Here is a 24,063-nt window from a genome sequence, read left to right on the forward strand (position 1 = left end):
GACCGGCTGACGGTCATGCCGCGGCAGGTTACCGCCAAAACAGCGGGGCCTGGCGGGAACAGCCTGGCGGCGCCCGGCGTTGACAACTACGTGGGCAGTCCGGCTGTCGGATTTCATTCTCAGTGGCGCACCCGCGCTGCCGGAGGGTGGTCCGGACGGCCGGCCGGACCTGACGGAAATGATACAGGGAGAGAAGATGAGCGATCGTAGCTTGCGGGGTATGCGTCTCGGTGCGCAGAGCATGGAGACCGAATCCGGCGTGGAGCCGGCACCCCGGCAGCGCATTGAATACCGTTGCGCAGACGGAGAACGCGTATTCGTTACCTTCGCAGCCGAGGCGGAAATCCCTCCCACCTGGGTGTCCAAGACCGGTAAGGAAGCGATCCTGGTCAACGGCGAAAAGCCGGACACTTCGAACGAGAAGCCGGTCAGGACGCACTGGGACATGCTGCTGGAACGCCGCTCCGTGGAGGAGCTGGAACAGATCCTGCAGGACCGGCTGAACATCCTGCGCGAACGCCGCGGAGAACGCCGGTCCGCTTAGCCGGAGGGTCCGCGGAGGCCAAAGCCGCCGCGGCCGAGTCGGAGGAAGACGTGAGGAGGGCCGCCCGCGGGCGGCCCTCCTCACGTCTTCCTGCTCTTCGGCTATAGGCACATGGGGGGCTCCTACTTGCCGGGTTCCTGCTTGCCGGTTAGCTTCCGCCAGCGGGCCGTCAGTCCCCACTTGGTGACATTGGCCATCGCCTCGAGGACGATATTGCCGCTCATCTTCGAATCCCCGAACTCGCGTTCAACGAAGGTGATGGGCACCTCCACGATCTTCAGCCCGAGCCGGGCGACCCTGAAGGTCATGTCCACCTGGAACCCGTAACCCCGGGACGCGACGTCGCTCAGGTCCAGCTTCTCGAGGGTTTCCCGGCGGAAGGCCCGGTAGCCGGCAGTGATGTCCCGGACGCCGACGCCCAGCATGATGCGCGAGTACAGGCTGCCGCCGCGCGACAGCAGCTTGCGGTGGAGCGGCCAGTTGACGACGCTGCCGCCGCGGACCCAGCGGGAGCCAATGGCCAGGTCCGCGCCTGCCTTGGCCGCGTCCAGCAGTCCGGGCAGCTGCTCCGGCTGATGGGATCCGTCCGCGTCCATCTCGACGAGGATGTCATAGCCGGCGTCGAGGGCCCAGCGGAACCCGGCGATATAGGCCGCCCCGAGGCCTTCCTTGCCCTTGCGGTGCAGGACGTGGATCCGCGGATCCTCCGCGGCCCGCCTGGCGGCCAGTCCGCCGGTACCGTCAGGGCTGTTGTCGTCGACGACCAGGACATCCGACTCCGGAACTGCCGCCAGCAGGCGGTCCAGCGTCCGGGGAAGCGATTCAATCTCGTTATACGTCGGGATAATCGTTACGACGCGCACTCAGGGCCCTTTCATTGCTGACGATGTCTGCGCAAAGCGCAAAGCGGCCCCGGCGGTTGCTGCAGCACTGTGCCGTGGGCCAACTCCCCAGTATAAACACCGGCAGCACCCAAACCCCGGCAGAGCGCGGGGTCGGGTAGGTTCACGCGTCTTCGGACCAGCCCGTCTGCGCCGTCCGGTGGCAATGCCTGACGGCGCCTTCCCCACGGCCTGTTTTCTAATGGCGCGTGAACCTACCCAGATTAAAGGCCGCCGCCTGCAGCGCCTGCGAACCGGAGACCTTTGGGCGTCGCCTCCGTCACCGTCCGATTGCTGCGGCTGCGGCAAGGAATGTCGGCTGCCGGCCCAGGCTGCCACCGCGTGGTTACCTCCGGCATGTGCGCCGACGTTTCCTGTTCACTCAAGGCTACGTGTTCTTCACCTGCTGTCAATGTGGCTCTGACCTGCGAAAACGGGCGTTTTCGCAGGTCAGAGCCCAGGTCACGGAACGGCAGCGGGACAGGAGAAACCGCCCCCTGCACTCATCCGGGTACCGATCCGGCGGTCAGCGCCGGGACGCATAGGCGCCGGCGAAGTCCCCCGCCGCGAACAGCTGCTCCCCGTGGTGCACCGTCTGCAGGCACCGCGGATCAGTGCCGGTGTCCAAGGCCGGCAGCAGCGGGGTGCGGGCGCGCGGATCGGTGCTCCAGGACTGCACACGGCTGTCGGGCGTCTGCACCATGAGTTCTTCGACTTCCCAGACCGCGAACGATGCCGGTGTACCCGGCGCCAGCTGGCCAAGCAGCGGGTGTCCCCCGGCAGCCCGCCAGCCGGCCCGGGTATGGGCGATGAAGGCAGCCCGGGCGGAGATCCTTTCGTCCGGATTGCTGTGCTCGATGCAGGCCCGCACGGCACCCCACGGGTCCATGGGCAGGACGGGTGCATCGGAGCCGAGGCATACCGGAACGCCCTTGACCAGCATGGAACCGATCGGATTCATCGGCACGGCCCGTTCGACGCCGAGGCGCCGGGCATACATGCCGGCGCTGCCGCCCCAGGCCGCGTCGAAACCGGGCTGGACGCTGGCGGTGATGCCGTATTCGGAGAGTTTGTCGACGGCGGCCGGATCCGCCATCTCCACATGTTCAAAGCGGTGCCGGGCCGCCCGGACGGCCTCGATGCCGAGTGTGCCTGCGACCTCGCCGAGCGCTCCCAGCGCAACGTCCAGCGCAGCATCGCCGATGACATGGAAGCCGCCCTGCACGCCGGCACGGGTCGTCACCTCCAGATGGCGTGCAACGGCCTCGTGGTCCAGGAACAGGCTGCCGCTTTCACCCGGGGCGTCCGCATAGGCGCTGCGCAGGCAGGCCGTGCGGGAGCCGATGCTGCCGTCGATGTTCAGGTCCCCGGCAAGTCCCCGCAGCCTGCCGCCGAAGCGTTCGCGCAGTTCGAGGAGCTCGCCGTCGGTACCCACAGCCTGCCCCCAGTACGGCAGGATCTCGGGCCGGGCCGGTCCCGCTGCCGCGGGCTCCCCCGCCAGCCCGAGAAGCTGCAGCAGATCCTCGGCCGGGCCGATGTGCGGCGCACCCATTTCGGTGACGGCAATGATGCCGGCGGCGGCGGCCTGGGTCAGGGCGGCGTCCTGGTAGCGGCCCCGTTCCACGGGGGTCAGGTCCCGGGAGAGCCTGCGCGCCCGGCTATGCGCCTCGCGGACCACCTGTCCGGTGCCCAACCAGCCGTCCAGCTGGGAAAGCCCGCCGTCAGCGGCCAGCGTCCCCGAGACAACACTTGAGTGGGCATCGACACGGGCCAGATAGACCTTGCGGTGACCGGAGGCAGTGTCCAGTTCCGCCGCCGTCGGCGGCCGCCCTTCCGGCCACCGGGTCTCGTCCCAACCGTGTCCCAGAACCGCACCGGAGGTCCGTTCGGCAGCCTGCCGGACGGCGTCAAGCACCTCACCGAGGTTCTTGGCGGCTGACAGATCAAGGGACGCCAGCGCCAGCCCGGTCTCCGTCATATGCGCATGGGAGTCCACGAAACCCGGGGCAATGAGTGCCCCGTCTAGGTCGACGACGGCCATCGAACTGTCCTGGATGGAGGTGGCGGCATGCTCGGAGCCGATCCAGGCAACGGTGGCGCCGTCCACGAGCATGGCGGTGGCGAACGGATCCGCCGCGCTGTAGACGGAGCCGTTGCGGTAGAGCGTCAGCGGGCGCGCTCCGGTAGACGAACCTTCGTTCGCGGTCATAAATGCAGTACCTATCTCTTGCGGGGTTTCCCTGGCGGTCCGGCTGCGGGGGCAGCCGCCGGTCTGGTCGGCTCTTTTTGGACTGCCCTTATTCGCTGACGGCCGAGTATGCGACGACGCCGCGGCGCACCAGGTCAATCGCCTGGATGCACAGCACCTTCAGCCGGGTGGGCAGTTCAGGCACCTTGGCCAGCTGGTCCAGCAGGTCGATCACCTGCTTGGCCCAGCGGACGAAGTCTCCGGCGGCCAGTTCCGTACCCTGCAGGGCCACCTGCAGGTGCTTGCCCTTGGCCCACTTGTACATGGGCCACACCAGCGCCAGTTCCGGCTCGCCCGTCTGCGGCAGCCGGTTGGCTTCCTCGAGGTCGGTCAGCGGCGACCATTGGCGGATGACGATGTCGACGGCAGTTTCCAGCGAGACGCTGGGCATCTTGGGCCGCAGGCCCCGCTCCTCGCGTTTTCCCTGGTAGACCAGGACGGTGGTCAGCGCCGCCAGTTCGGCTGCATCGACATCGTCGAAGGCACCGTGCTCCAGACTGAGAGCGATCAGCAGGTCCTTTTCGCCGTAGATCCGCCGCAGCTTCCGGCCGGCCTCGCTGGGGACCAGCCGGCCGGCGTCGTCCTGCCTCAGGTATTCGTAGTGGGCGAGCACCTCGCAGACGCGGTCGAACGTCTTGGCGATGGTGTTGGTGCGGCCCTGGATCTGGCTGATCAGCCCGTCAGTTTCCCGGCGGAGCTTCCACCAGCGCTCGGCCCACCGGGCGTGCTGCTCGCGGTCGCTGCAGCCATGGCAGGGGTGGGCACGCATGTGCCGGCGCACTTCCGCGATCTCGCGTTCCTGCTTCTCGGTTGCGGTGAAGTGCATGATCTCCGGGCCCTGCGTGCCCCGGCGCGGCGGCCGTTTCTCATGCAGCGCATTGCGCAGGGAGGAGCTGAGGTCCCGGCGTTCCTTCGGGTTGCGGGCATTGAACTGTTTGGGGATCCGGATGTGGGAGAGGACCTCAACGGGCCCGTCCAGGTCCTGGACGTTGATCCGCCGGATGTGCTTCTCCAGCGTCAGGACGGTCGGCCGGGGCTCCTGCCCGGACAGATCCGGGGAAAGGACCACCGCGTATCCCTGGTTGCGTCCGCTGGGTACATCGATCACGTCTCCGGGCCGGAGCCGCTCCAGCGAGGCCGCCGCCGCGGAACGCGCGTTCCGGGACCTGGTCTTCGCGGCCCGGGTCTCCAGGTCGGTCAGCTCGCGCCGCAGCGTCGCGTACTCCTCGAAGTCGCCCAAGTGGCAGGTCATGGATTCGGCATAGCCGGCCAGGGACTCTTCGCGGCTGCGCACCTGCCGCGCCAGCCCGACGACGGAGCGGTCGGCCTGGAACTGGGCGAAGGAGGATTCCAGGATCTCGCGCGCCCGTTGGCGGCCGAACTGCGCGATCAGGTTGATGCTCATGTTGTAGGTGGGGCGGAAGCTGGAGTTCAGCGGATAGGTCCGGCGGGACGCCAGCCCCGCAACCTGAGCCGGATCCGTTCCGGGCTGCCAGAGCACGACGCCGTGGCCCTCCACGTCGATGCCGCGCCTGCCGGCACGGCCAGTGAGCTGCGTGTACTCCCCCGCCGTGATGTTGACGTGCGCTTCGCCGTTGAACTTGTCCAGCTTCTCCAGCACCACCGAACGGGCCGGCATGTTGATGCCCAGCGCCAGGGTCTCGGTGGCGAAGACGGCCTTCACCAAGCCGTCGGTGAAGAGCTTTTCGACGACCTCCTTGAACGTGGGCAGCATCCCGGCATGGTGCGCCGCGAAACCGCGCACCAGGCCTTCACGCCAGGTCCAGAAGCCCAGCACCTCGAGGTCCTCATCGGGGATGTCCTGGCAGGCCTCGTCGACCCGCCGGGCGATCTGGTCGCGTTCCCGCTCGGTGGTGAGCCACAGCCCCGAATCAACGCATTGCCGCACCGCGGCCTCGCACCCGTTGCGGGAGAAAATGAACGTGATGGCCGGCAGCAGGCCCTCTCGGTCCAGCCGCTCGATGATGTCCGGCCGGGAAGCTTTGCGGATGCGGGTCAGGGCCGCGGTCTGGCGCTGCCCCTGCCGTCCGCGGCGCTGGCCTCCTGCGCCCCACCGCGCCCGCTGGTTAAGCCGGCTCTCCGAGTTGGCCAGCTCCAGCAGTTCGGGGTTGACCTCCCAGCGGTTCTCGGCCCCGCTGTGGTCACCCTCCGGGGCCGCCTTGTCGAAGGTGACGTCGGAGGCGAACAGGTCCAGGATGTCGTGCCCGACCATGACATGCTGCCACAGCGGCACCGGCCGGTGTTCGGAGACGACGACGTCGGTGTCGCCGCGGACCGTGTCCAGCCAGGCCCCGAATTCCTCCGCGTTGGACACGGTGGCGCTGAGCGAGATCAGCTGGACCTCGCTGGGCAGGTGGATAATCACTTCTTCCCAGACGGCACCGCGGAAGCGGTCCGCCAGGAAGTGCACCTCGTCCATGACCACGTAGCCCAGGTCGTCCAGGGTGTCGGAGTTGGCATAGAGCATGTTCCGCAGCACTTCTGTGGTCATGACCACGACGTCGGCCTCGGAGTTGATGCTCGTGTCACCGGTGAGCAGTCCAACACGTTCCGTCCCGTAGGTCGCGACAAGGTCGAAGTACTTCTGGTTGCTCAGAGCCTTGATGGGGGTGGTATAGAAAGCTTTCAGCCCCCGTTCCAAGGCCATGTAAACGGCGAATTCGCCGACCACGGTCTTTCCCGCGCCCGTGGGAGCCGCGACCAGGACGCCCCGCCCGGCTTCGAGCGAGCGGCAGGCCTCCCGCTGGAACTCGTCCAGTTCGAACCCGAGCGTTTGGGCAAAGGAGTGGAGGCGGGTCCGGGATTCGGCTACGCGTTCCTTGGCCGCCCGGTACCGCTCAGCAGGAGAAGACATACTTCAAGACTAGACCTAAGGCTTTACCTAGATGTCGTCCAGGTCCTTCAGCGGTGTCGCCGAATCCGCCGAGGCCTCCACTGCGGCTTCCTCCGTGGCACGCTTGCGGGCGCGGCGCTTGTCATTGATCAGGCACAGTCCGATGGCGACGCCGAACAGTATCAGCATGGGCACAGCCAGGTAGAACATGCTCATGGCATCCGCGCCCGGGGCGGCCATCGCGGCGAACAGGCAGATGAGGAAGACCGTGATCCGCCAGGCCTTCAGGATCTGCTTGCCGGACAGGAGGCCGATTAGGTTCAGCCCGAACAGCACCACCGGCAGCAGGAAGGCAATGCCGAAGGCCAGCATCAGGCGCAGCACGAAGGACAGGTACATCTGCGCGCCGATGAGGTTGGAGGCCCCTTCCGGCGTGAAGTCCGTCAGCACGCGGACGGCATTCGGCAGGACCATCCAGGCCAGCCAGATGCCCGCCAGGAACAGCGGAACCGCCACGCCAATGAAGGCCAGCGCGATCCTGCGTTCCTTCTTCTTCAGCCCCGGGGTGATGAAGGCCCAGAGCTGGTACAGCCATACCGGGGAGGAGACGATCAGGCCAATGAAGAAGGAAACCTGGATCATCAGGTCGAAGGAGGAGGCCACGCCGTCGAAATTGACCGTGGCCGTGCGGCCCTCCTGGGAACCGACTTCCAGCACCGGGTCGATCAGGGCTTTGAAGAACGGCTGGTAGAGGAAGAAACCTCCTACGGCACCCAGCACAATGGCCAGCGCGGCCTTGAACAGGCGGTTCCGCAGTTCCTTCAGGTGTTCCTTGAGCGCCATCCGCCCTTCGGGGTTGGCTTTACGCCCCTTGGCCATCGTGCTTTGCGCCATCGTCCTTACTGGCGGTCGGCCGGCGGCTGGTCAGAGCCGTTCGGGTACTGGTTCCCGGAGGCGTTCGGGCTTCCGTGCGCGCTGCTGGTCCCGTTCTGCGGAGGATTGTTGACCACGCGGCCCTCGACCGGTGAATCCGCCCCGTTGTCAGGAGCCTTGTCGTCGTCCTTCATCTGCTTGACTTCGGACTTGAAAATGCGCAGGGACTGGCCGACGCTGCGGGCCAATCCTGGCAGTTTGGGGGCACCAAACAGCAGGATTGCGATGACAATGATGATGACAATGTGCCAGCCTTCGAGCCTCATGCCATGTTCCTTTCGTTCAAAAACATCCTACGTCACTAAAGACGCAGGTCGCGAAGCGATTGTGGTTGACCGCGCCCTGCTCGTCTGGCGACCCGGCGCTGGCGCCGGGCTTCCGCGCGTTCCTGTTTGCCGGCGTCGTAATTGAGCCGTGCCGCCTCAGGATCCGCGAAGATCGCCGGAATCGAAACGGCCGGTTCAGCAGCGGGAGCTGCCGGGCCGGGTTCCGCCGCTGCGGTCCGGCCTGCTGAGCCGAATCCGGCCTCCGCCGCCGCCAACTCGCGCATCGTCGCGGTGAAACCGCGGAAGACGCGCCAGCTGAGGAAAGCGATGAACAGCAGGGACAACGCGGCCAGCGCCACCCACAACAGAATCCAGGACCACCAAGGCATGCATTCCAGTCTACTGGCAGACCTTGGAACTACCTGACCTACAGACCGATCTCTGAAATCTGTTCACGTGGAGTTTCCCTGACCGTACCCTTCCCGCGATGAATCGATTCTCCTGGGTCCCCTAATCGTGGCCCGCGCCATAATTCCGGAGCGCTTCACCCAGCCAGCGGATGGTTTCGGCACGCAGCTGCGCCGGCGCGGCGACCGTTACCTCGCCGCCCAGCTGTGCGATGAACCCAGGCACCCAAGCGGTGCTGCCCAGCCGCAGTTCGGCGGCGGTCCGGCCATCCGGCAGGAAGGTTGTGCGGACGGCGTCGTAGTGCTCCGCGACCCAGCGCGCGCGCTCGGTCAGGATCAGGGTCACCAGGACATCGTCTGCACCGGGGGTGAACAGGCTGGCAGGGAAATCCTCGGCTGAATGCGCGTGCGGCACCGCCGGCTCCCCCGACCGCTGCAGCGACCGGATCCTGTCCAGCCTGAAGATGCGGACCGCATCCGCATTGAGGCACCACGCCTCCAGGTACCAGGTGTTGTCCCGGGAAAACACCCGGACCGGATCCACCTCGCGGCTGGTGATCTCGTCCCGGTGCGGCACGAGGTATTCCAGGCGCAGCCGCGCCTGGTCCGCGATCGCCCGTTGGACCTCGGCCAGCGTGGCACGGATCGGATCGTCGGTAATGACGGTGGCTACCGTAGCGCCGATCGATCCGGCGGAGCCGGCGGCCTCCGTGAGCTTGGCCAATGCGCTCGAAACCGCCGATCCTGAGGCCACGCCCGGCAGTGTTGCCAGCGTTTCCAGGCCCACGATCAGGGCGCAGGCTTCGTCCATCTTCAGCCGGATGGGCTCCGAGAGCCGCTCCGCGTTGTCGATGAAGATCCGGTCGCCCTCGTAGCTGACATCCATCAGCTCATCCGGATAGTACTTCGGTCCGCTGACGAACAGCAGGTCCAGGTCCTTGGCCAGCTGCGCCGGTGAAACTCCGAACCGGCGGGCCGTCTCGGACAGATCCGCCCCCTGGTGGGCGATGATGTACGGCACCAGGTCCAGCAGCCGGGTCAGATGGTCCGTCGCGGAGGACTTCCGGCGCTCCGGCTTCGCTTCGGGCGCGGAAAATTCGATGGCGGGAACGTCCGCCTCGGAGGCGGCCAGGGCGTCCCTCAGCCGCTTGGCAACGGCCGACCGCAGGGCCTCCGGTGCGACGACGACGGCACTGGTGGCGGCTGCCGCCGCTTCCTGGGCAAATCGGTCCAGGTCCGTATAGATGCGGTTGATCCGGTCCCATCCCTGGCTTCCGGCCCCGGGCTCCACGCTGCCTTCGGTACCGACCGGGCGCAGGGCATGGGCCGCGTCAGGAGCTGCATCGATCACTGCCGTTTCGGCGGCAAAGGAATCCTGGAGCCGGGCCAGCGCCGTGTCGATGTCGAAGTCCGGGGGGACCGCATATTCCCCGTCGAGGAACCGGACCGGCGTCGTCATCCGGGACAGCCGGAAGTACCGTTCCTGCTGCCGCACCATGTCCCAGCCGACCACATACCAGTGGCCGTACCGGCTGCCCATCCCCCAGGGCTGCAACCGCCGAGTGAGTTCCGCTCCGGTGCTGGCCGCGCGGTAGCCGAATTCCATGGGGCGCCGCTCCGCGGTCGCCTTCCAGACGTCGTCGAAATACGGATCGTTCGTACGGATGCGCGGTTCAATGCCCAGGAGCTGCGAATCGTCGTCGTCGGCTGCTCCGCGCGCCTGCAGCTTCCGCAGGGCCCGGGCGGCCGCGGAGCCCAGCGACGCCTGCTCCCACATGCGCGAAGCCAGCGACAGGACTGCCGATTCGCCGGCCGTGAACCGGACCGGCGGAAGCCGGTAGTCCTCCTTGTTGATCCGGTAGCGCTGGTGGGCGAGGTCGTTCTCATACAGGACGTCGTCGCTGAAGGACTCAACCGGTATCCCCTGCTCCCGGAGCACGGCTTTGTCCCGGTCGAAGAGCTTTTCCCGGGCCTGCAGCGTGGGGGCTTCACGGTAAAGTTCGATGTTCTCGAACAGCTCTTCCTTGGTATAGCCGCGGGTCGTGGACAGCAGTGCGATGACCAGGTTCAGCAGACGTTCGGTTCGTTTCGCGGACACGGGATTACGTTACTACCGGAACCATGGCCTTAAAGAAAAGGCGGAGTAACGAAGAACCAAGGTTCTTCGTTACTCCGCCCGGTCGCGTGCCGTTGGCGGCCCTTAACGGACGCCCATCAGGTCGACGACGAAGATCAGGGACTCGCCCGGGGCGATCGCGGAGCCCGCGCCGCGGTCCCCGTAGGCCAGGTGCGCCGGGATTTCCAGCCGACGGCGGCCGCCCACCTTCATGCCGAGCAACCCCTGGTCCCAGCCCTGGATGACCTGGCCGACGCCGACTTTGAAGTCCAGCGGCGCACCCCGGTTCCAGGACGCATCGAACTCTTCGCCGGTGGAGAACGCAACGCCCACGTAGTGGGCGGAGACGGTATTGCCGGGCTTGGCCTCCGGTCCGTCGCCGACGATGATGTCCTCAATCATCAGCTCGGACGGAGCCTCGTGGTCGGGAAATTCGATCTCGGGCTTCTGACGGTCATATTCGCGCTTACCGAAAGACATGCGGTTCCTCTCTGGAGACAGGTTGTCTGGAGTACAGCTTCAGGACTACAGCTTAGGCAGATTTGGCGTCGAGGATATCCACGACGAAAACCAGTGTTTCGTTTTGGAGCTCGTGTCCCTCGGTGCCGCCGTATCCCAGTGCCGGAGGAACGATGACCAGCACCTGGGATCCGACAGTCTTGCCGGTCAGGCCCTGCTTCCAGCCCTCGACCACCTGCTGGAGGCCGAAGCTCGCCGGCTGTCCGCGCTCCCAGCTGGAGTCGAAGGTCTCGCCGTTGGACCACTTTACGCCCCGGTACTGGACCGTCACGGAGTCGGTTTCCTTGACCTCCGCGCCGCTGCCCTTGATCAGGTCCTGGGACACCAGTTCCGTCGGGGCTTCCGATTCCGGAATGGTGATGGACGGTTCGCCGTCCTCGGCGAGCTCAACCGTGGGCAGGCCCTCCACCGGCGGAACGGCTTCGCCTTCGGCACGGGTCGGAACGTTCTTGGCGTCTTCGATCTTGAATACCAGCAGTTCAGTGCCGGCGCTGCCCATGGAGCTGTTGGCAGGCTGCATGTAGCCGATCTGCGAACCCACCTTCGCACCAAGCAGAGCTGTGTAGAGCGCCTCGTCCTGGGTCTTGAGGGTTTCGTCGACCAGCAGATCCTGGCCGGTGGGCTCGGAATAGGTGTCACCGAGGGCGGAGCCGTCCTCGGTATTGATGCCAACAATCCGGTAGGTGACCGTCTGCCCGTCCTGGACCTCTTCGCCGTCGCCTTCCACGAGTACGGCAGCCGTCGGTTCGTCGACAGTGATGGCACCGTCCACTTCCACCTTCGGGGCAGCGGATTCATCTTCCACTGTCACGGTAACGGCATCGAGGCGGTCCGCTTGGCCGGCTTCGTTGCCTCCGCCGCCGCAGGCGGTCAGCAACAGCAGTGCCGGAAGCAGGATTCCTAGTACTTTTCGCACAGTACTTCTTTCGCTGGGAAACATGGCGTGGGCCCGCGCAGCACAGGACGGAACGGGCACTTCTACCTTAACGGCTGGCACCGCCCGTTTTCTCCCCGGGTCAGAGCGTTGCGAGCAGGGCCTCCACCCGTTCGTCGACGGACTGGAACGGATCCTTGCACAGGATCGTCTGCTGCGCGCGGTCGTTGAGCTTCAGATGGACCCAGTCCACGGTGAAGTCCCGGCCTGCTTCCTTGGCCCGCCGCACGAAGTCCCCGCGCAGCTTGGCCCGGGTGGTCTGCGGAGGAGTCTCCACCGCTTCCTTGATCGCTGCATCGTCAACGACCCGCGCGGCCTCCCCGCGCGACTGCAGCAGGAAGAACAGCCCCCGCTGGCGGGAAATGTCGTGGTAAGTCAGGTCCAGTTGGGCGATCCGGGCCGAATCCAGTTCCAGGCTGTGGCGCACCCGGTAGCGGTCCACCAGCTTCTTCTTGATCGCCCAGTCGATCTCCGTGTCGATGGAACTGTAGTCACCCGAGCGGATCGCGCTCAGCGTCCGCTGCCACAGCTCGAGGATCCGCGGCACATGGGGGGTGTGTGCCCCGTTTGCCTCCACGAATTCCGTGACCCGGCCAAGATATTCGGCCTGCATGTCCAACGCGGACAGCTGCCGCCCGTTGGCCAGCCGCAGCGGCTGGGACCCGGTGAGGTCGTGGGAAATGTCGCGGATGCTGCGGATAGGATTCTCCAGCCGGAAGTCGCGCATGACCACGCCGGCCTCGATCATCCGGAGGATGAGGTCGACGGTGCCCACCTTCATCATGGTGGTGGTCTCGGACATGTTCGAATCGCCGGCGATCACATGCAGCCGGCGGTAGTGCTCCGCATCCGCATGCGGTTCGTCCCGCGTATTGATGATGGGCCGCGACCGTGTGGTGGCCGAGGAGACGCCCTCCCAGATGTGGTCGGCGCGCTGTGAAAAGGCGTACAGCGCGCCGTTTTGCGTCTTGAGCACCTTCCCGGCCCCGACCAGGATCTGGCGGGTGACAAGGAACGGGATCAGGATGTCGGCCAGGCGGGTGAACTCCACCTTGCGCGGTATGAGGTAGTTCTCGTGGCTGCCGTAGGAGTTCCCCGCCGAGTCAGTGTTGTTCTTGAACAGATACACCGTGCCGTCGAACCCCTCGTGCCGCAGCCGGTGCTGCGCTTCGTCCACGAGTTCGTCCAGGATCACTTCCCCGGCCCGGTCATGGGCGATCAGCTGCCCGACGTCATCGCACTCGGCCGTCGCGTATTCGGGGTGGGACCCGACGTCCAGGTAGAGCCGTGACCCGTTGGTGAGGAACACGTTCGACGACCTGCCCCAGCTCACCACCTTCCGGAAAAGATAGCGCGCCACCTCTTCGGGCGAGAGGGGGCGTGAATTCGGCCCCGAGTAGGAGATGCCGAATTCGGTTTCGATTCCGAAAATACGCCTGTCCACGGTTTCCTCCGCTCCTAGCTGGCGAGAATCTCGTCCACCTCTTCCGTCGGAAGCCGCCTGAAGGCACGGCGGTTGCCGCGCTCCGACAGCGGATCCCGGTCCAGCACTGCCACTTCCAGCATGCTGGACGGAAGCTTCGGCGGCGTCCCGCCCGTGCCCTGGGCGTCCGTCTGGTCCGCAGGCCGGCGCTCGGCCGGTTTGCCGTCATAGGACAGCGAGGACACCGCGGCACGGATACCTTCGGCAAAATTCATTTCCGGCGCCCAGCGCCGGCCCAGCACATCGATAATCGAATCCGCCTGGCCGCCCATCACCACAAAGCCCTTTTCATCGGCGATCGACCCGTCGAAGGTCAGCCGGTACAGGTGGTCGGAATCCTGATGGGCGCCGACCTCGGCCACTGCCAGTTCCACCTCGAACGGCTTGCTTTCGGCCGTGAATACGGCCCCCAGGCTTTGCGCATAGACGCTCGCCAGGCCCCTGGCCGTAACGTCCTCCCGATCGTAGGAGTAGCCGCGGATGTCCGCATACCGCACGCCCGCCTGCCGCAGGCTCTCGAACTCGTTGTACTTCCCGACGGCGGCGAAGGCGATGCGGTCGTAGATTTCGCCGATTTTATGGAGCGACCGGGACGGGTTCTCCGCCACCAGCGCAATCCCATCCCGGCAGCTGAACACGATCACCGAGCGGCCGCGGGCAATGCCCTTCCGTGCGAAGTCCGCCCGGTCCTTCATTAGTTGTTCGGGCGATACGTAGAACTGCTGCGTCATCTCAGGCCTCCCGTCCGGCGATGGCCCGCGAGGCGATGACGTCTCCGGAGATGGCAGCCATTTCGCGTTCCGGCACACGGCGGTTGCCGGCAGCGTTCACCGTGTAGATGACCGGCCAAAGCTGGCGGATCTGGTCCGGTCCCCCGGTGGCCGAATCGTCGTCGGCGGCGTCATAGAGGGATTCGACCGCCACCCGGATCGCGCTTTCCTCGTCCAGGTTCGGCTTCCACAGTTTCTTCAGGGCGCCGCGGGCAAAGACCGACCCGGACCCCACGCTGTGGTGTTCCTGTTCCTCGTAGCGCCCGCCGGTCACATCGTAGGAGAACAGCCTCCCGGTCCGGCGGACGGAGTCGAAGCCGGCGAAGAGCGGCACGACGGCAAGGCCCTGCAGCGCCAGCGGGAGGTTCGCCCGGATCATGGCGCCCAGGCGGTTGGCTTTGCCGTCCAGGCTCAGGAGGGTGCCCTCAATTTTCTCGTAGTGCTCCAGTTCGACCTGGAACAGCTTGGTGATGTCCAGCGCGATTCCCGCGCTGCCCGCGATTCCCAGCACGGAGTACTGATCCGCCGGGAAGACCTTCTCGATATGCCGGCTGGCGATCACGTTGCCCATCGTTGCACGGCGGTCGCCGGCCATCAGCACGCCGCCGGCAAAGGTGAGCGAGACGATCGTGGTCGCCTGGGGTGCCAGCTGCGCTCCCGCGGAATGGCCGTGGCCCGGGTGCCCATGGCCGGAATAACCGGGCAGGCCCGAATCGCCGGCCAGGCGCGTGGACGGCAGTAGCTCGGGCCGGGACTGTGAAAGGTACTCGGAAAACGACGAGGTAGCCGCCTGCGTGATGCCGGCGACAGAAGGATCCTGGGGCATATGTCTACTGGCCGCCCTTCTGGACGAAGCCGCGCACAAACTCCTCCGCATTCACCTCAAGCACACCGTCGATTTCATCCAGGAGGTCATCCACGCCCTCAGTCTGGGCAGTGGGCGCTGCGTCCGGGCCGTCGGCCGGCGGAACTGGCACTTCGTCAACATATTCCTGCTCCTCGGAGCCGGGTTCGACGCTCTTCCTGTCCTGCGTTGCCATGATGCTAGCCTCCTTGGGAACCATTCACCTATATGTCTTATGTTGCCACGGGCGGAGGTGGCCCACCGAGAAGTTTCGCCACGAATTCCTCCGCGTCCATGGCCTGGTCGAACAGGACCCCCGTGAGCTCGCGGGTGCCGCGCAACGGTTCCCGGGTGGGGATGCGCTGGAGCCTGCGGTGGGACGGCAGATCGAAGATCACCGAATCCCAGCTGGCTCCGATCACCTCCTTCGGGAAGTGCTTGATGCACTTGCCGCGGAAGTAGGCCCGGGTGTCCGCCGGAGGCTCGGTGACTGCCCGGGCGATCTGTGCGTCGTCGAGGATCCGTTCCATCTGCCCGCGCTGCAGCAACCGGTAGTACAGGCCCTTTTCCGGGCGCATGTCGGAGTACTGCAGATCCACCAGCGCCAGCCGGGCATCGTCCCAGCCCATGCCGTCCCGGTCCCGGTACGCCTGCAACAGCTTGAGCTTGGCCACCCAGTCCACCTGGCGGGCAGCGTCCATAGGGTCCCGTCCCAGGGTCTCCAGCAGCGCGGCCCAGCGCGAGAGCACGTCCAGCGTCTGGGGGTCCTCGGCGCCGACCGTGCGGCAGTGCTTGTCCGCAGCCTCCAGGTACATCGTCTGCAAATCCAGGCCGTTGACCCGGCGTCCGTCGTGCAGACGGACCGTTTCGCGCAGGGTCGGATCATGGCTGATCCGCTGCAGGGCCTCCACCGGGTCGTCCAGCTCAAGCATGGGCAGCGTCTCGTGCTCGATCATCGACAGCACCAGCGAAGTGGTGCCCATCTTCAGGTAGCAGGACACTTCGCTGAGATTGGCGTCGCCGATGATGACATGGAGCCGGCGGTACTTCTCCGCAACGGCGTGCGGTTCGTCGCGGGTATTGATAATGGGCCGGCGGACCGTTGTCTCCAGCCCCACTTCCGCCTCGAAGAAGTCCGCGCGCTGGCTGATCTGGAACCCGGATTCCCGCGCCGTCATGCCGATGCCCACGCGGCCGGAGCCGCAGATCACCTGGCGGGAGACGAAGAACGGGATCAGGCCGTTGACCAGGTGGCCGAAGGGCACGCTCCGCGGCACCAGGTAGTTCTCGTGCGAACCGTAGGAAACGCTCTTGTTGTCGGTGTTGTTCTTGTACAGGTTGACGGGGGCGAACCCGGGCGTCCGACCGATGCGGCGGGCGGCGGCCAGCACGACGGCATCCCCCGCCTTGTCCCAGAGCACCGCGTCCTTCGGGTTGGTCACCTCGGGACTGGAATATTCGGGATGGGCATGGTCGACGTACAGGCGGGCGCCGTTGCTGAGAACCATGTTCATCAGGATGCTGTTGCTCAGCGTATCCTCGGCGTAGATCTCGGTGTCCCGCGTGCCGCCGGCCATGGCGATCTGCTCGGCGTCCAGTTCCGGGGGCTGGTCGGTCAACTGGGAGGGATCGGCAGCCTCGCGGGGCACCTCCCAGCCGCGCGCATCGCTCAGCGGGGCCTCGTCGGAATAGTCCCAGCGCGTTCCGGACAGGTTGCCGATATCGCTGCGGACCGTCGCTGCGTAGGCGTTGATGACCTGGGTGGACAGCACCGTGGCGTTGGCACCCGGCTGAGACGGAGCCAGGATGCCATACTCCGTCTCGGTTCCCATGACCCGATTGACACTCACAGATACTGTCCTGTGTTCGCCGTCGTTTCGATGGTCCGCCCGGGCTCCTGGCCGGCCTTGCCCTGGATGATGGTGCGGATGTAGGTGATCCGTTCGCCCTTCTTGCCGGATATGCGCGCCCAGTCATCCGGGTTGGTGGTGTTGGGCATGTCCTCGTGTTCGCGGAACTCATCCACGACCGCCGTCAGCAGATGCTCGATGCGCAGCCCCTTCTGGCCGTTGCTGAGCAGGTCCTTGATGGCGTTCTTCTTGGCCCGGTCCACCACGTTCTGGATCACGGCGCCGGAGTTGAAGTCCTTGAAGTACAGCATCTCGGTGTCGCCGTTGGCGTAGGTAACTTCCAGGTATTCGTTCTGTTTCTCCGTGGAGTACATGGCCTCCACCGTGCGCTGGATCATGGCCTTGACCGTCTCCGCCGGATCATTCCGGTGCTCGGCCAGATCGTCCGGGTGCAGCGGCAGGTTGGTCGTGATGTACTTGGCGAAGATCTCGCTCGCCGCCTCCGCATCCGGCCGGTGGATCTTGATCTTCACGTCGAGACGGCCCGGCCGCAGGATAGCTGGATCAATCATGTCCTCGCGGTTGGAGGCGCCGATGACGATGACATTCTCCAGCTTCTCCACGCCGTCGATCTCGCTGAGCAGCTGCGGCACAATGGTGGTTTCGACGTCGGAGGAGACACCGGTGCCGCGGGTGCGGAACAGCGAGTCCATCTCGTCGAAGAACACCACCACCGGGCTGCCGTCGGAGGCCTTCTCCCGTGCCCGGGCAAAGATCAGGCGGATATGCCTTTCGGTTTCGCCGACATACTTGTCCAGCAGTTCCGGACCCTTGATGTTCAGGAAGTAGCTGCGTGCCTCGGTGTCGCCGTTCTTCCGGGCCGTCTGGGCCGCCAGTGAATGGGCCACAGCCTTGGCGATCAGCGTCTTGCCGCAGCCGGGAGGGCCGTAGAGGAGGATGCCCTTGGGAGCCTTCAGGCCGTGCTCCCGAAAGAGGTCCGGATGCAGGAACGGCAGTTCGACGGCGTCGCGGATCTGCTCGATCTGGGGGCCCAGACCGCCAATGTCCTGGTAGGAAATATCCGGAACTTCCTCCAGGATGAGGTTCTCCACCTCGCTGCGCGGGATCTTTTCGAGTGCGTACCCGGTGCGGCTGTCCACCGACAGCGCGTCTCCGACCCGCAGCCGCTCCGTCAGCAGCGGCCCGCTCAGCCGGAAGACCCGCTCCTCGTCGGAGCGGCCGACCATGAGCACACGGTCGCGGCCCAGCAACTCCTTGACCGTCGCCAGCTCTCCGGCGCGCTCGAAGCCGAGCGCTGCCACGACGGTCAGGGATTCGTTCAGGAGCACTTCCTGGCCGGGCGTGAGCTGGTTCAGGCTGATCAGCGGACTGACGCCGACGCGCATCTTGCGCCCGGACTGGTAGATGTCCACGCTTTCCTGGGTGGTCGCCTGGGTGCTGACCCCGGACTGGGCATGCTGCTTCGGATTGACCTGGACAATCGTCCCGAAGCTGAAGGGGGTTTCCCCTTCCTTCTCCAGGGCGGCCTTGAGCCGTACGATCTCCGCCCTGGCCGTCTCCAGGACGGCCACCAGCCGTGAGTTGTTCTGCGATGCTGCGGCCAGCTGCTTGTCTACCTGGCGGAGCTTGTCCCGAAGCACGTTGATCTGGCGCTGCGCAACAGCCAGCTGGCCGGCGTGCAGTGATTCCGCAGCCGCGGCGGAGGTCTTCGCATCTTCAGAGAAATGGCTGTTTTCTGACTCAGTCATTGTTACCGCCCGCTCTCGCACTCGACGACTTCTCACTCCCGACAGTAGTGCTACAACCTACCGAAAGTGAACATTAGGTGACCGAAACACCGCTTTGCTTGGATAAGGCCCACCGCTGCCCGTTTATTCCCACTAATAAGGCGTTAACGTGCGGCGCCCGATTCTGGTTCACGGTGTGTCGGGTCCGGACCGGTCGTCTCCAAAGTTTTCCCGAGCTTCCTGCCCGGCCGCTTCCTCCTCCTTCATGGCCTCGGCCTTGCCAAGCGCTCCCCGCTGGATCGTCGAAACGGCATCGCGTGCTGCCCGGCGCAGCTTCTTGTCCGAGACCGCCCGTTCGCCGACCGCCGCGGGGGTCCACGCATTCAGGTCCTCCTCGGCGAATTCGGTCTTGGAAGCCCGCCGCTTCGGCACCAGCCCCGTCACACCCTCCGCCAGGCGCCGGGCTGTGAGCAGGAAGCCGGTATGTGCCACCATCCGGTGGTCGGGGCGGACGGCCAGGCCCTCCAGGTGCCAGCCGCGGACCATGGATTCCCAGGCATCCGGTTCGGTGAACCGGCCGTCCGCGCGGATGGCTTCCGCGGTGCGGGAGAGCTGGGTCACGGTCGCCACGTAATTGATCCAGACGCCGCCGGGAGCCAGGACCGTTGCCACGGCATCGATGCACTCCCAGGGAGCAAGCATGTCCAGGACCACGCGGTCGATGCTGCCGGGGTCCTCCTGCTTGACGACTTCGTCCTGGAAGTCGCCGAGCGAGATCTTCCAGGCCGGATGGGGTCCTCCGAAGATCGTCTCGACATTGCCCCGGGCGATGTCCGCAAACTCCTCGCGGCGCTCGAAGGAATGCAGGTAGCCGTGGTCCCCCACGGCGCGCAGCAGCGAGATGGACAGCGCGCCGGAGCCGACGCCGGCCTCCACCACCCTGGCGCCGGGGTAAATGTCCGCCATGGTGATGATCTGGCCGGCGTCCTTGGGATAAACGACGGCGGCACCGCGCGGCATCGACAGTACGAAGTCCGACAGCAGCGGCCGCAGGGCCTGGTACTGGTGTCCGGTGGTGTTGCTGACCACGGTGCCTTCCGAGGCACCGATCAAAAGGTCGTGGGACAGGAAGCCCCGGTGAGTGTGGAAGGCGCCCCCGGCGGTGAGCGTGATGGTGTTCATCCGCCCCTTCTCATCGGTGAGCTGCACCCGCTCGCCTGGGCGCAGCGGTCCGCGGCGCTGCTCGGAACCGTGGGGCACGTGCCGGCCGGATGCATTGTGCTCAGAGGTCATCTGTTGTCCTTCTGTGGGTCGGATCGGGGCGCCGGCTAAAGTCCGGGGCGCCGGTTGTTCTTGCCGGTGATCGCGGCGACGACGGTGCGTTGGTGCAGCATTCCGGTGACCTGGCCCTGGCGGTTGATCACGGCGTATTCGCTGCCGGCCAGCTGCGCCAGATACTGGATCAGCTCCTGGCCGGCAGCGGCTTCGGGCACGTAGGCGCCCGGGGCCAGGGCCCGCGCGACGGCGTTCACCGGCGTCGTATCCGCTAAGGCATCCGGGACCGCCGCCAAGGCGCCGAGGTCCACGACGGCTTCCGGCTGTCCGGTGGCCGCCACCAGCACGACGGCGGTCTCCCGGCTGCCGCCGATGGCGCTGCGTACCTGGGCAACCGTCGTGCCGGCCACGAAGCTGACGGCCGGGTGCATCAGTTTGGCGGCGCTGATCTCCGGGAGCCGCAGCCGCATCCGGGCATTCTGGATGGCAGCTGAGGCTCCCATCCACAGGAAAACGCAGACCAGGATCGTGATGAGCACCAGCTGGAGGGACGGCTGGACGCCCTGGAGCATCGGCAGGCCGACCACCACCAGCAGCACCAGCAGGGCGGCGATGATGCGCCCGGACCAGCCGGCGGCAACGGTCCCCTTCTCCTGGCTGCCGGTGGCCTTCCAGACGGCGGATTCGACGATGCGCCCGCCATCGAGAGGCAACCCCGGAAGTACATTGAAGATCGCCACCAGCAGGTTGGCATAGACGAAGATGCCTGCCAGTTCCGCCCCCACGGTGCCGCGGGTGAACAGCGGCCAGGTCAGGTATCCCGCGCCGGCCAGCAGGAAGTTCGCCGCGGGACCGGCCAGGGCCACCGCAAGGGACCGTCCCGGCGTGCCGCTGAAGTTCCCGAACTGTGTATGTCCTCCCCACAGAGTCAGGACGATCTTGGCGGTGGGCCAGTGGAAAGCCCGGGCGCTGAGCGCATGGGCCAGTTCATGCACCAGTACGGAGAGCAGCAGCAGGACCGCATAGGCAAGTGCCACGATGTAGGCCGCAAACCCGATCTCGGGGAACCGCCCCACCAGCTGCGGTCCGTAGACGAGCACGATGAAGGCCGCGACGACGAACCACGAATAGGCCAGGATGACCGGCACGCCGGCCACCCGCCCGAGGGTGATCCCTTCCTTGCGCCCTGTTGCGGTGCGGGGTGATTCGGTCACCGCGCGGCTCCTTCGGTGGCGAGTTTTGCGGCGACCACCGCTTCCAGGTCCTGCAGGCTCCTGCCTGCGAGCGTCTTCCATTCGGTCCGGTCGGCCGAATGCGGCAGCGGCACGAAGTGGGGCACCGCGATGGTGGTCAGCCCGGCGGCCTGCGCGGCCGTCACGCCCGGCAGCGAATCTTCGATGGCGACGCATTGCTGCAGGGCAAGCGACGGCGTGGACCGTGCCAGATGCTTGAAGGCCCGTTCGTAGGCCTCCGGATGGGGTTTGCCGTGCGTGACCATATCCCCGGTGACCACCGCGTGGAAAGTGCCCTCCGGAAGCTGGGCTTCAATCTCCTTGGCAAGCAGTTTTTCGGACATGGTGACCAGCGCGCAGGGCACGGAGCGTTCCCGCAGTTCCTCCAGCAGCTCACGGGCGCCCGGACGCCACGGCATCTCCTGGCGCACCCGGCTGGCTACCTGGGAAATGAGCCGGTCGATGATTTCCCGCACCGTAAGGTCCACGCCGGCGTCCTGGATCACCTGGCCGGAGAACGTCAGGGCCTGGCCCACCAGTGCTTCCGCCTGTTCCTCGGTCCACGTCCCGCCGTAACTGGCTACGAGGTCCTTCTCCGCCTGGATCCAGTATGGTTCCGTGTCCACGATCGTCCCGTCCATGTCCCAGAGCACGGCCTGGACCAGGGCACCGTCAGCAAGCGGCTCTTCGGATAGCGGCTCTTCGGAAAGAGGTCCGTCGGGAAGAGGCTGCAGCGGGGAGGGAACGATAGGCATGGATCAAGTCTACGGTCCGGCATCCGGCTGTACCGCCACCGGCCGGGCGGCGGTACAGCCAGCTGTGTAGGCTTACAGGACTACGTCACGAGGTTTAGGGTGAAGTTGTGAGCAGATATGAAGAACAACCTGTAGGTGGTCTGCCCGGCCTGTCGCCGTCGCTCCCGGAGTCTTCGGGGGCCCAGCCTTCGGAGCCCCGGACAGCGGAGACGATGGACCCGGCCACCTCTGAAAGCGGCCGGGTCACCGTCATGCTCGCGGCATTCGAAGGCTGGAACGACGCCGGTGAAGCGGCCAGCGACGCGGTCAAGTATCTGGCACGCTACTGGGGCAGCGAAAAGATCGCCACCATCGATGCGGATGACTATTACGATTTTCAGTTCACCCGGCCGATCATCCACCGCACCAGTTCCGGACACCGCCGGATCAAGTGGCCCGCCACCCGCATCAGCCGCGCCTCCGTTCCGGACACCAACCTCGACGTCGTCTTCGTCAACGGCGTCGAGCCGTCCTATAAGTGGCGCGCCTACACCGCGGAGCTGCTCGCGCGCGCAAATGAGCTGAATGTGAACTACATTGTCCTGGTCGGCGCCCTGCTGGCTGATGTGCCGCACACGCGGCCGATCCCGGTGACTATCACTTCCGACGACGAGACTCTCCGGGAACAGCTGGACATTGAGGCATCCCAGTATGAGGGGCCCACGGGCATCGTGGGGGTGCTGGCGGAAGTGGCCAACCTGGCCGGGGTCCCTGCCGTCTCGCTCTGGGCCGCCGTGCCCCACTACGTGGGCCAGTCTCCGTCCCCCAAGGCACAGCTGGCCCTGCTGCACCGGCTCGAGGAACTGCTCCAGGCGCCCTTCGATACCCACCTGCTCACGGAGGAGGCGGAAGCCTGGGAACGCGGCGTCAACGAACTTGCGACCGAGGATCCGGAAGTGGCCGCGTACGTGCGGCAGCTGGAGGAGGCCAAGGATACCGCCGAGCTCCCGGAGGCGTCCGGGGAGTCGATCGCCCGGGAGTTCGAGCGCTACCTGCGCAAGCGCCGCAAAGAGTAGCGCCTAGAGTTTCAGGCCCAGCAGCGCATCCAGCGTGCCGGCCACCAGCCCGCGGCCTTCCGCGGACGCTTCCTGCGGTTCGCCGCCGTTGGCTGCCCACTTGTCCACCGCTTCCAGGGCGGCAGGTGCATTCAGGTCTTCGGCCAGTGCCGACCGGACGTCGTCCAGCAGGCCCATGCCGGCCTTGACGGAAGCGGCGGGCAGTGCCTCACGCCACGTGCGTACCCGTTCTTGGGCTGCGGCCAGGACCTCGTCCGTCCAGGACCAGTCGGATCGGTAGTGGTTGCCCAGGATCGCGGTCCGGATGGCGACGGGTTCGACGCCGGACAGCCGCAGTTTGGAGACCAGCACCAGGTTGCCTTTGGACTTGCTCATCTTCTCGCCGTCCAGGCCGACCATCCCGGCATGCGCATAATGGCGGGCCAACGGAGTTCCGGACACCGCGAAGGCATGGCCTGCGCTCATTTCATGGTGCGGGAAGCTAAGGTCGGACCCGCCGCCCTGGACCGTGAATGGGGCGGGCAGGAAACGCTGGGCAATGACTGAGCACTCGATGTGCCAGCCGGGGCGTCCCTCCCCCAGCGAAGCACCGTCCCACTTGGGCTCACCCGCGCGGGCGACGCGCCACAGCAACGGATCCAACGGGTTCCGCTTGCCTTCCCGCTGCGGGTCGCCGCCCCGCTCGGCGAACAACGGCAGCATCTGCTCCTCGGTCAGATTGCTGGTAAGTCCAAGGTGCCAGCCCGGCGTCTCATGCTTGGGGAGGCGGGCGGCGGCGTCCACGGAGAAGTAGATGTCGCCGTCGGGCTCCCCTTCGCCGCCGGGCACCGGATAGGCCAGGCCGCGGGCCAGGAGGTCCTCGACCACCGGCACGATCCATTCAATGGATTCCACGGCCCCGATGTACTGATCGGGGGCGAGGACGTTCAGCGCCATCATGTCCTGGCGGAACAGTTCGGTCTGGTCCGCCGCAAGGGTCTCCCAGTCCACCTGCGTGGCGTTGGCCCGCTCCAGCAGCGGGTCGTCGATATCCGTGACGTTCTGCACGTACCGCACCGCGAGCCCGGCGTCGCGCCAGTAACGGTTCAGCAGGTCGAAGGCCACATAGGTGGCGGCGTGGCCCATATGGGTTGCGTCGTAGGGCGTGATCCCGCAGACGTACATACTGGCGCCGCCGGAGACGTCGGGGCGGACAAAGTCCTGCGCCGCCGTATCGTAGAGCGACAGCGCATTGCGGCCGCCGGGCAGCGAGGGCACGGGATTCGACTTCCAAGCAATCACGGATCCAACCTTACTTTGTTCCTGGCGGGCTTTGTTCCTCGCGGGGAAGCGGCAGGGCGCCGCCGCAC

At 66.2% G+C, this 24,063-nt stretch carries 21 protein-coding genes; 2 read left to right on the forward strand and 19 right to left on the reverse strand.

Annotated elements, in window-relative coordinates:
- Positions 1 to 196 precede the first annotated feature (196 nt).
- Complete coding sequence (locus AC5RWU_RS13160; RefSeq protein ID WP_494032560.1) at positions 197 to 544, forward strand: RNA polymerase-binding protein RbpA; 348 nt, start codon at positions 197 to 199, stop codon at positions 542 to 544.
- A gap of 122 nt (positions 545 to 666) precedes the next feature.
- Here the strand turns inward: AC5RWU_RS13160 and AC5RWU_RS13165 are convergent, their stop codons facing one another.
- The 18 genes from AC5RWU_RS13165 to AC5RWU_RS13250 form a co-directional block, all read right to left on the reverse strand.
- On the reverse strand, positions 667 to 1,407 hold the full coding sequence (locus AC5RWU_RS13165; protein WP_494032191.1) for a polyprenol monophosphomannose synthase: 741 nt from the start codon (positions 1,405 to 1,407) through the stop codon (positions 667 to 669).
- 544 nt (positions 1,408 to 1,951) lie between these two features.
- Positions 1,952 to 3,634 carry an amidohydrolase gene (locus tag AC5RWU_RS13170; RefSeq protein WP_494032192.1) on the reverse strand — a complete coding sequence of 561 codons (1,683 nt, stop codon included), beginning with the start codon at positions 3,632 to 3,634 and terminating at the stop codon, positions 1,952 to 1,954.
- Positions 3,635 to 3,722: 88 nt separating this feature from the next.
- Positions 3,723 to 6,548, reverse strand: coding sequence for a DEAD/DEAH box helicase (locus AC5RWU_RS13175; RefSeq protein WP_494032193.1), 2,826 nt, complete (start codon positions 6,546 to 6,548; stop codon positions 3,723 to 3,725).
- Between the two features lie 27 nt (positions 6,549 to 6,575).
- Positions 6,576 to 7,370 carry a twin-arginine translocase subunit TatC gene (tatC, locus tag AC5RWU_RS13180; protein WP_494032232.1) on the reverse strand — a complete coding sequence of 265 codons (795 nt, stop codon included), beginning with the start codon at positions 7,368 to 7,370 and terminating at the stop codon, positions 6,576 to 6,578.
- Positions 7,371 to 7,426: 56 nt separating this feature from the next.
- On the reverse strand, positions 7,427 to 7,726 hold the full coding sequence (tatA, locus tag AC5RWU_RS13185) for a Sec-independent protein translocase subunit TatA (protein WP_494032194.1): 300 nt from the start codon (positions 7,724 to 7,726) through the stop codon (positions 7,427 to 7,429).
- A gap of 35 nt (positions 7,727 to 7,761) precedes the next feature.
- Entirely contained in the window at positions 7,762 to 8,115 is a 354-nt protein-coding gene (locus AC5RWU_RS13190) for a hypothetical protein (protein WP_494032195.1), read from the reverse strand.
- A gap of 121 nt (positions 8,116 to 8,236) precedes the next feature.
- Positions 8,237 to 10,231, reverse strand: a complete 1,995-nt coding sequence (locus tag AC5RWU_RS13195; protein WP_494032196.1) for a helix-turn-helix transcriptional regulator — start codon at positions 10,229 to 10,231, stop codon at positions 8,237 to 8,239.
- Positions 10,232 to 10,333: 102 nt separating this feature from the next.
- Positions 10,334 to 10,729 carry an FKBP-type peptidyl-prolyl cis-trans isomerase gene (locus AC5RWU_RS13200; RefSeq protein ID WP_494032197.1) on the reverse strand — a complete coding sequence of 132 codons (396 nt, stop codon included), beginning with the start codon at positions 10,727 to 10,729 and terminating at the stop codon, positions 10,334 to 10,336.
- A 52-nt stretch (positions 10,730 to 10,781) separates the two neighbouring features.
- On the reverse strand, positions 10,782 to 11,684 hold the full coding sequence (locus tag AC5RWU_RS13205) for an FKBP-type peptidyl-prolyl cis-trans isomerase (RefSeq protein ID WP_494032198.1): 903 nt from the start codon (positions 11,682 to 11,684) through the stop codon (positions 10,782 to 10,784).
- Between the two features lie 100 nt (positions 11,685 to 11,784).
- Positions 11,785 to 13,146: a Pup--protein ligase gene (pafA, locus tag AC5RWU_RS13210; RefSeq protein WP_494032199.1), complete on the reverse strand. Its 1,362-nt coding sequence runs from the start codon at positions 13,144 to 13,146 to the stop codon at positions 11,785 to 11,787.
- Positions 13,147 to 13,160: 14 nt separating this feature from the next.
- Positions 13,161 to 13,916, reverse strand: a complete 756-nt coding sequence (gene prcA, locus AC5RWU_RS13215) for a proteasome subunit alpha (protein ID WP_494032200.1) — start codon at positions 13,914 to 13,916, stop codon at positions 13,161 to 13,163.
- A gap of 1 nt (position 13,917) precedes the next feature.
- The gene (gene prcB, locus AC5RWU_RS13220; protein ID WP_494032201.1) at positions 13,918 to 14,781 is read right to left on the reverse strand and encodes a proteasome subunit beta; all 864 of its coding nucleotides are present in this window, start codon (positions 14,779 to 14,781) and stop codon (positions 13,918 to 13,920) included.
- A 4-nt stretch (positions 14,782 to 14,785) separates the two neighbouring features.
- Positions 14,786 to 14,995 carry a ubiquitin-like protein Pup gene (locus AC5RWU_RS13225; protein ID WP_494032202.1) on the reverse strand — a complete coding sequence of 70 codons (210 nt, stop codon included), beginning with the start codon at positions 14,993 to 14,995 and terminating at the stop codon, positions 14,786 to 14,788.
- Positions 14,996 to 15,032: 37 nt separating this feature from the next.
- Complete coding sequence (gene dop / locus AC5RWU_RS13230; protein ID WP_494032233.1) at positions 15,033 to 16,631, reverse strand: depupylase/deamidase Dop; 1,599 nt, start codon at positions 16,629 to 16,631, stop codon at positions 15,033 to 15,035.
- Between the two features lie 14 nt (positions 16,632 to 16,645).
- Positions 16,646 to 18,418, reverse strand: a complete 1,773-nt coding sequence (arc, locus tag AC5RWU_RS13235) for a proteasome ATPase (protein WP_494032203.1) — start codon at positions 18,416 to 18,418, stop codon at positions 16,646 to 16,648.
- A 168-nt stretch (positions 18,419 to 18,586) separates the two neighbouring features.
- Positions 18,587 to 19,690 carry a tRNA (adenine-N1)-methyltransferase gene (locus AC5RWU_RS13240; RefSeq protein ID WP_494032204.1) on the reverse strand — a complete coding sequence of 368 codons (1,104 nt, stop codon included), beginning with the start codon at positions 19,688 to 19,690 and terminating at the stop codon, positions 18,587 to 18,589.
- A gap of 35 nt (positions 19,691 to 19,725) precedes the next feature.
- Positions 19,726 to 20,886, reverse strand: coding sequence for a site-2 protease family protein (locus AC5RWU_RS13245; protein ID WP_494032205.1), 1,161 nt, complete (start codon positions 20,884 to 20,886; stop codon positions 19,726 to 19,728).
- A complete protein-coding gene (locus AC5RWU_RS13250; protein WP_494032206.1) occupies positions 20,883 to 21,659 on the reverse strand; it encodes an HAD family hydrolase in 777 nt (258 codons plus the stop codon). Before AC5RWU_RS13250 ends, AC5RWU_RS13245 begins: the two co-directional genes overlap by 4 nt.
- Positions 21,660 to 21,871: 212 nt before the next feature.
- Here AC5RWU_RS13250 and AC5RWU_RS13255 point away from each other — a divergent pair, with 212 nt between their 5' ends.
- A complete protein-coding gene (locus tag AC5RWU_RS13255) occupies positions 21,872 to 22,714 on the forward strand; it encodes a PAC2 family protein (protein ID WP_494032234.1) in 843 nt (280 codons plus the stop codon).
- A 3-nt stretch (positions 22,715 to 22,717) separates the two neighbouring features.
- Here the strand turns inward: AC5RWU_RS13255 and mshC are convergent, their stop codons facing one another.
- The gene (mshC, locus tag AC5RWU_RS13260) at positions 22,718 to 23,995 is read right to left on the reverse strand and encodes a cysteine--1-D-myo-inosityl 2-amino-2-deoxy-alpha-D-glucopyranoside ligase (RefSeq protein WP_494032207.1); all 1,278 of its coding nucleotides are present in this window, start codon (positions 23,993 to 23,995) and stop codon (positions 22,718 to 22,720) included.
- Between the last annotated feature and the right edge of the window lie 68 nt (positions 23,996 to 24,063).

Source organism: Arthrobacter sp. B0427-1-12 (genome assembly GCF_059092905.1).